1 protein-coding gene is annotated in these 210 nt (G+C 69.5%); it reads left to right on the top strand.

Features of this window, described 5'->3' with window-relative positions; genetic code table 11:
- Positions 1–210 (top strand): hypothetical protein (locus V7116_RS19005; RefSeq protein ID WP_324393544.1); only part of this gene is annotated, 210 nt, incomplete at both ends.

Below are 210 nucleotides of genomic sequence, written 5' to 3'. Positions count from 1 at the left end.
GGCGCGGGCGCGGTCGTGGTGATCGGCGCGGCGCTGTTTGTCGCCAACCTCGCGGCGGGGGTGATCGAGTTCGACCCGGCTCGCCTCAAGGATGCCCCACGCGACAAGACCATGCTGCTGATTCTGGACGATTCGGCGCAGGACGCGCGCATCACGCGCACGGCGTGGAGTCCCTTCGCGCGCGTGGACGTGGTCGAGACGAACGATCCC

This window comes from Aggregatilinea sp. (assembly GCF_036822615.1).
Classification (GTDB): Bacteria; Chloroflexota; Anaerolineae; order Aggregatilineales; family Aggregatilineaceae; genus Aggregatilinea.
Note: the sequence above shows the minus strand (reverse complement) of the source record. Positions and strands in the feature narration are given on the sequence as shown.